Here is a 1192-nt window from a genome sequence, read left to right as displayed (position 1 = left end):
AATTTCAAAAAAAATTCTTGAATCACCTCTTCTTTTTCTGTATAATTTAATCGCCAAACCAAATAACAGAAAGGAGTCAATATAATGTATAATTCTAATAAAATTAAATCTATCTTCTCCAAATCTATTTTAACAAATTCTATTAATTCTATCAAGCCATATTTTGATAAAAAACATATTGAACATATCAACCATTCCATTAATAATTTTCTTAACTGTGGTAATCTCTCTAAAGGCTTTATCTCTTATCGTTGTTCCTCTTGTAATTTTCAACATAAAATGAAACTTACTTGTAAATCTAGACTTTGTCCATCTTGTGGTTATAACTATTCTGTTAATTGGACTAATTCTATCTTAAAACAATTTATTAACATTCCTCATAGGCATGTACTTTTTACTCTCCCTAAGGCTATTAACAATATTTTTAAATATCAATTCCATAATATCAAAGATAAAGTTAAAAGAAAAATATATATCCCTAAATCTAATCCTAATTACTTTACTAATTCTGATATTATTAACTACGGACTTATTACTGTTATTCATACTTTTGGTAGAGACCTTAAGTTTAATCCTCATATTCATGCCATCATCTCTCTTGGAGGTTTTAATAAAAAATTTCAATATAAAGAACTTAAATACTTTCATGTCCCCTCTATTGCTAATCAATGGAAGTTTTCTCTTTGTAAATTAATTAGTAATGCTAATTATCCTAATGATATTATTAAAATACAAGCTAAAAAAACTGTATCTAATGTTTATGATAATGATGTTAGGTTCTTTTTTAATGTAGCTGGTAATGATATTAATAATCCTAAATACATTATTAAATATCTTGGTAGATATTTATCAAGAGTTCCTATTGCTGAATATAAGATTGTTAATATTGATTTTAATAAAAATTCTCTTACATTTAAATTTGAAGATTTAAGTAATAATAAAGAAGTTACTTATTCTACTTTATCTTTTAAAGATTTTGTTGCTAAAGTGCTTTTTCATCTACCTTTAAAGTATTTTAAGATGATTAATAGATATGGTTTCTATGCTAGAAGAATTTCTTCTAAAGTTAAAATGTCTCTATTTTATCTTAAAGCTCAGGTTAATAAAAAGTCTCTTTCTTTATTTAGGAAAAACTTTAAAGAACTTTGGGACTTTGACCCTTTTATGTGTCCTCATTGTAATATTTATCTTA

Annotated in this window: 1 protein-coding gene; it reads left to right on the top strand. The window is 24.3% G+C overall.

The genetic code is table 11. The features are described from left to right. Positions 1-84 precede the first annotated feature (84 nt). Positions 85-1192 (top strand): IS91 family transposase (locus BT993_RS06780; RefSeq protein ID WP_072593802.1); only part of this gene is annotated, 1108 nt, incomplete at its 3' end.

This window comes from Streptobacillus ratti, assembly GCF_001891165.1.
Lineage (GTDB): Bacteria > Fusobacteriota > Fusobacteriia > Fusobacteriales > Leptotrichiaceae > Streptobacillus > Streptobacillus ratti.
The sequence above is the reverse complement of the archived record's forward strand: the minus strand, read 5'-3'. Positions and strand labels throughout refer to the sequence as shown.